5 protein-coding genes are annotated in these 6,332 nt (G+C 70.2%); all 5 read right to left on the reverse strand.

Annotation, left to right across the window (positions count from 1 at the left end; translation table 11 throughout):
• On the reverse strand, positions 1-428 hold a 428-nt coding region (locus IR155_RS15380), incomplete at its 3' end, for a hypothetical protein (RefSeq protein ID WP_209306790.1).
• Complete coding sequence (locus IR155_RS15385; protein WP_167760825.1) at positions 412-909, reverse strand: IS3 family transposase; 498 nt, start codon at positions 907-909, stop codon at positions 412-414. The genes IR155_RS15380 and IR155_RS15385, both read right to left, overlap by 17 nt.
• A gap of 71 nt (positions 910-980) precedes the next feature.
• Positions 981-1,304, reverse strand: a complete 324-nt coding sequence (locus IR155_RS15390) for a transposase (RefSeq protein ID WP_135115669.1) — start codon at positions 1,302-1,304, stop codon at positions 981-983.
• Positions 1,305-1,668: 364 nt separating this feature from the next.
• The gene (locus IR155_RS15395; RefSeq protein ID WP_135115670.1) at positions 1,669-4,446 is read right to left on the reverse strand and encodes an alpha-L-rhamnosidase; all 2,778 of its coding nucleotides are present in this window, start codon (positions 4,444-4,446) and stop codon (positions 1,669-1,671) included.
• Positions 4,443-6,218, reverse strand: a complete 1,776-nt coding sequence (locus IR155_RS15400) for a glycoside hydrolase family 3 protein (RefSeq protein WP_135115671.1) — start codon at positions 6,216-6,218, stop codon at positions 4,443-4,445. The genes IR155_RS15395 and IR155_RS15400 overlap by 4 nt, the downstream gene beginning before the upstream one ends.
• Positions 6,219-6,332: the final 114 nt, after the last annotated feature.

Raw genomic sequence — 6,332 nt, forward strand, 5'->3', positions numbered from 1 at the left:
ATAAGAGACAGGGGCAAGGCGAGGATCAGGATGCCGAGGAGCGGAACCGCGAACGCCAGGAGCGGCGTGAGCATCATGCCGAGGTACGCGGCGTACAGAAGCCCGGAGAAGATCCCGATGACGATGGCGGCGAGACGAGGCAGGCGCGAGCGCGGGATGATCCACCAGGTGATTGCGCCGCCGACGAGGGCCGATCCGGCGAAGTACCAGAGCACCATGTCCTCCCAGCCCGGCGCTCGGGTGTACGCCGCGGCGAGCAGGGCGAGCGCGCCGGCGAGGAGCCAGAGCGGACCCCAGACATGACGTGATCGGTGTGTGCCGCGGCTGTCCATCCGGGTGCCGAATGCGGCGAGCAGCGGGATGGCGGCAAGCTGACTCGCCCCGGCATGTCCGGAGAGCGGTTTGCTGGTGTCAGCCGGCTTGTTCAACCGGTTCGATGCGAGCGTAGTCGAGCTGCTCCACCTCGAGCGGCGTGAGGTCGTCGATCGAGCCGGGAGTGCGCATCGAACACGAACGCGACGTAGACCCATCCGGACCACGTCCACACGTATGTGAAGTCGGCGACCCAGAGCTGGTTCGTGCGGAACCGCGCGAAGTGCCGGTCGACGAGGTCAGCCGGCCTGCTCTCCCGCAACGCCGTATCGACGGGACGCTTGCGTTCCCGCGGATCACCCCTGCGATCCCCAGCTCCCGCATCAACCGTTCGACCGTGCAGCGGGCGATGTCGTGCCCGTCGCGACGCAACCTCAGCCAGAGCTTGCGGGCGCCAAGCACACGCCGCTGCTGCTGCCACGTCGTGAGGATGATCGGCTTCCACCGCTCGTCCGACACCTCACGAGACGACGGGCCTCGGCCGCGCGCGTCGTAATAGGTCGATGGGGCGATCTTCACACCGTGCTCGGTGAGCACTTCGCAGATCGACTCGACACCCCACCGCAACCCGCCATCAGCGCGGTTCTTATGGTCCTCGATGAACGCGACTATCGCTTCTGTGGCCGGTCGAGCTCGGCCGCGAAGAAAGCGGAAGCCGCCTTCAAGATCTCGTTCGCGCGACGCAACTCGGCGTTCTCCCGCCGCAGCCGCTTGATCTCCTCCGACGCCTCCGTCGTCACACCGGGGCGTTCACCGGCGTCGACCTGATTGCGGCGGATCCACGTCCGGATCGTCTCCGGCGACCCGATCCCGAGCATCTGCGCGGTCGCGATCATCGCCGCGTACTCGCTCGGATAGTCGGGCCGCAGCTCAGCGACCATGCGGACAGCGCGCTCACGAAGCTCGCGCGGATACTTACTGGGACGTCCCATGAGACAGATCCTTCCAAGGAATCTGCTCTCCGGACACGCCGGGGCGAGTCAGACATCACAATGGCGGTGACGGTGGGATTTGAACCCAGTGAGGTTCGATCGTTCTCGATCTGTCTGGGTGGGAAAACCCCGGAATCACGCGGATTCGGGCCTTCTTGGACTGCGTTCCCGATCGGTCTCGATCGACCTTTCCGTCTTCAGGTGTGGTTGATCCGTGGGCACGATTCCCGACGCTCGCTCCGGAGCAGCACCGGGATCTGCGAGCGCGGCTGCGCATGAAGCTGATGGTAGCCCCGAACGTACTGTTCAACGAGAGATAGCCCGGGTGCCCCACACTTGGAGCGCGGATCAGCGCCCCGAACGTCTACTCCTGTTGTCTCACGGATGATAGGGCACCCAACTGCTGGGCAAGCTGCCCGAGCATCTGCGGCGGCACGTCGAACCATCCGGCGGGGATGGGGTCCTGGATGTTCCAGTCGGTCCTGCGTCGGAGGATGTCGGCGACCGAGGTCTCCTGCTCGCCGACGATCCTTTGCAGGATTACGAGCGCTTCCGGATCGTCCGCCACCGTCCGGAAGGAGGAGCCTAGGGAGAACTCCTTGACCACGCTGCTCGCCGGGGCGTCCATCAGAGTCCACGTGTGTTCGCCGGGGCCGGCCGAGACCACGGTGCGGTCCGGAAGGTGCACGTCGGCCGTGGAGTGGGCCGGCACCGTGAGGTGAAGCCGCACGCTGCCATCGACACGCTCCCACCCACCGCGCACACGACCGGACGCGGTGTCCACGGTTGCTTCGGCGTGGTCGAGGCCGCGCAACACGGTCGGTGCGAAGCGGATGCGGCGGTATCCGGGCTCGGCGGGGGCGATGCCGGCCAGGCTGCGGTACATCCAGTCGACGACGGCGCCGAAGGCGTAGTGGTTGAACGAGGTCATCTCGCCCGGATTGATGGTCCCGTCGGGGAGCATCGAGTCCCAGCGCTCCCAGACCGTGGTCGAACCCATCGTCACCGGATACAGCCAGGACGGATACCCGGTCTGCAGCAGGAGTCGCTCCGCGATGTCGGCGTGCCCGGTGTCGACGAGGGCGTCGAGGATGAGCGGGGTGCCGATGAAGCCGGTGCTGATGTGGAAGCCGTTGCGGCGGGAGATGTGGGCGAGCCGGTCGCCGAGCTTCTGGCGCAGTTCCGGGTCGGTGACGATTCCGAACGCGAGCGCGAGCGCGTACGCGGTCGGCGAGTCGGACGACATCCGCCCCATCGGCGTGACGTACGCGCGGCAGAAGACGTCGCGGGTGCGGTCGGCGATGGCCCGGTAGGTCGCGGCACGCGCCGGTTCGCCGTGGCGATCGAGGGCGATCGCCACGAGGTCGGCGGAGCGGAACAGGTACGCGGTGGCGACCAGCCCGCTCGGCGTCTTGGCCAGTCCCGGGATCTCCGGCGGAGCGTCGGGGTCGAGCCAGTCGCCGAGCTGCATGCGGTCCTCCCAGAGCCCGTCGGCGTCGAGCTGCGGGAGGATCGCGTCCACCCAGGCCGTCATGCTCGGCAGCTGGGCGGCCACGACGTCGTCGTCGACGAAGCGGTCGAACAGGACGCTGGGGATGACCGTCGCGGCGTCGCCCCAGGCCGCATTCGGGCCGGCGGGGAAGCGGAGCACGTCGGGCACCACGAACGGGACGACGCCGCGGTGACGGGCCTGCTCGATGGAGAGGTCGCGCAGCCAGCTGGCGAGGAATCCGCTGCTGTCGAACAGGGTGGCAGCGGTGGGCGCGAACACCTGCGCGTCGCCGGTCCAGCCCATCCGCTCGTCGCGCTGGGGGCAGTCGGTGGGGACGGACAGGAAGTTGCCGCGCATCGACCACACGACGTTCTCGTGCAGTCGGTTCAGCAGCGGGTGCGAGGACTCGAACCATCCGGTGCGGCGCATATCGCTGTGCAGGACGACTGCGCGGACGGCGTCGGGGTCGAGGTCGCCCGGCCAGCCGGTGATCTCGGCGTATCGGAAGCCGTGGAAGGTGCCGACCGGTTCGAGCGCCGACTCCTCGCCGCTGAGGATGTAGGTGTCGGTGGCCGCCGCGCGCCGCAGGGGGCGCAGGGCCAGCTGGTCGCCCTCGAGGACCTCGGCGTGCCGCACGTCGAGCCGGTGTCCGGCGGGTCCGTGCGCATGGAGCCGCAGACGTCCGACGAGGTTCTGGCCGAAGTCGATCCGGTGGACGTCGGCCGAGACCCGTTCGATCGCGACGGGGGCGATCTCCGCGATCCGGCGCACGGGCTCGCTGATGCGGGCCTCCGGGACGATGCCGGAATGGAGGATGGCGGCGGGCGTCCACGCGCCCTCGTCGGGGGCGCGGGTGTGGTCCTGGGTCTCCCCCGCGTAGATGCCGGAGTCGACGATGCGCCCGTGACCGGTCGCATCCCACTCCTCCCCGGTGCGGACGATGTCCACCCGCCCGTCCGCGTAGCGCAGGTGGAGCTCGGCGGCGAATGCGGGCTGCTCACCGTAGACCCGGGTGCCGACGGGTCCGAAGCCGTATTCCTCGGTGTACCAGGCGCCGACGAGCGTGACGTCCATCGTGTGGGCGCCGGCGTCCTGGAACTGAGGGAGGACGTCGATGCTGTCGTGGAGGACGCGCTCGTCGAACGACGTCCATCCCGGAGCGAGCACGGCGTCGTCGACCTCTGCGCCGTCGATGGCGACGGTCGCCGCCCCGTAGGCGGCCACATGCAGCACCGCGGCGGTCAGGCCCTCGGAGATCTCGACGGAGCGGCGCAGGAGCACGGGCTGCGCGGGACGCTCGGGTTCGGCGAGGCCGACGAAGGGCGCGGCCCACGCGTCCACGACGGCGAGCCGCACGTCGACGGGGGCGCTCCAGTCCGACCACTCGCCGGCGGTCGAGAGCGTCCGCACCTCGACGGTGTGTGGCAGGTCGTCCGCGAGCTCTGGGAAGGGCCATGCGACGAAGGTGTGCGCTTCGCCGGCGACCCGCACGGTGGTCGCACCGTCGAGCCGGAGCTCCGCGGCGGCCTGTGACCACTCGGCACGGGAGGTCTCGGCCACCCACGACAGCCGCGGTCGCGGGGTGGCGACGAAGGCGCTGTCCGACCTGTACTCCGCCCGGAGCACGGAGATCCGATCGGTGAGCGTCATGCGCGGACTCCTGCCGTCGTCACGTTCCAGCCGAGCGGGAACAGGGGGTCTGCAGTGCCGGCGGGCACGTCGGGCAGGCCCGCCGCGACGGCCGCCATGCTGCGCGGCAGCTCGAAGGGCAGCGTTCCCTCGGGGCGGACCGCGCCGGTGAGGGCGTCCAGCAGCGCACGGTCGGAGGCGCCGAAGTCGGCGACGACGACGGCGGCGTGCTCGAGCAGCGGAGTGAGGATGGCGGGCCTGCTGAGCGTCACGGCGAGCACCACGGGAGTGTGCGCAGCCGTCTCCGCGACGCGGCGGACGACCTCATCCGGGAAGTCCAGCGACCCCTGCTCCATTCCCGCCTCCAGGAAGTAGTGGTCGCGCGGCTCGAACGGCGCGCTCAGGCGGATGATCGCGAGGTCGGCGTCGGCGGCATCCGCGATCTCCCAGTCCGACGGCAATGCCGTGAAGTCGAGGTCGTGGACGACGACCCGCCGCGCGCCGGCGAGGGGCAGCATCGCGTCGGGATCGTGCAGCACGGTGACCGCGCGCGACTGCGCGGTCGCACCGAGCGCGACGTGCTCGCGCAGCGGCAGCTCGGCGGGGTCGAGTGCGGCGCTGGCCGGTCCGCCCTCGGGGAACAGCGTCAGGGTGAGGCCGATGACGCGCTCGACCGCCTCGAGGAAGCGCTCCTCGGCGATCGCGCCGGTCTCGACGAGGCGCAGCAGGCGCTCGGTGTCGCTCTCCCCGCCGAGCTGGTCGACGCCGGCGTTGAACAGGCGCGCCATGCGGCCGGCCGGGTCCAGGTGCTCGACGCCCCATGCCCGGGCGGGGAGCGGCTTGCCGAAGACCTGCGCATCATGGATCAGGCCGAAGTCGCTCAGGACGACGCCGTCGTAGCCGAGCTCGCCGCGCAGCAGATCCGTGATGAGGGCCCTGTTGAACGCGAAGCCGACCTCCTCGATCGCCTCGCCGTTGCGGACGAGACCGACGGGCATGCCGTAGTAGGGCATGATCGCCGCGGCGCCGGCGTCCACCGCGGTGCGGAATGGGAGAAGGTGGTCGTCGAAGCGGCCACCGGGGTAGACCTGCTCGCGTCCGTACGGGAAGTGCGGGTCCTCGCCGTCGCGCTGCGCGCCGCCGCCGGGGAAGTGCTTGACGGTCGCGGCGACACCGTCGCCGTCGAGCATCTCCCCCTGCAGCCCCTCCAGGAAGGCGGCCAGAAGCCGCGAGGTGTGGTCGGGGTCGGTGCCGAAGCTCTGCGCCTGGCGCGCCCATCGCGGTTCGGTCGTGAGGTCGACCTGGGGGTGCAGGGCCATCCGGATGCCCATGGCCCGGTAGTCGTCGCGTACGACGCGCGCGAAATCGCGCACCAGGTCGGTGTCGTCGATCGCACCGAGGCCGAGCGGCTCCGGCCACTGCGAGACGCCCTGCGCCCGATGCGTGGCTCCCGGGTTCTGCAGGAAGGAGTGGCGCGGATCGGTCGAGAACGTGATCGGCAGACCGCTGCCGGTGCTCGCGGCGATGTCCTGGAGGCGCGCGAGCACCTCGGACGTCTGGACGGGCGAAGGGATCGCGCCGAGACAGAGATGGCGGATGCCGCGGTCGACGATCAGCTCGCGCAGCGAGGGCCCCAGCGGCGAGGGCTGGTCGATGTCCTGATCCGCGCCGATGAGCACCATCGGGTGGAACAGAAGACCGGCCATCTCGCGCGGCGTCATCCTCTGCAGGTGTGCGTGCGCGAGCGCGCGCCGCGCGCTGTAGATCTGCTGCGGGCTGGTGGTGCGGGTCACGCGATGTCCTTCGAGGTGCGGGGGGCGGGCGCCGCCGTCAGCAGGTCTCGACGCTGCGCCTGGGCGATCGGATCGGCGACGGGTGAGGCCAGCAGCAGTCGCTGCGTATACGGG

Source organism: Microbacterium paludicola (genome assembly GCF_015235415.1).
GTDB lineage: Bacteria > Actinomycetota > Actinomycetes > Actinomycetales > Microbacteriaceae > Microbacterium > Microbacterium paludicola.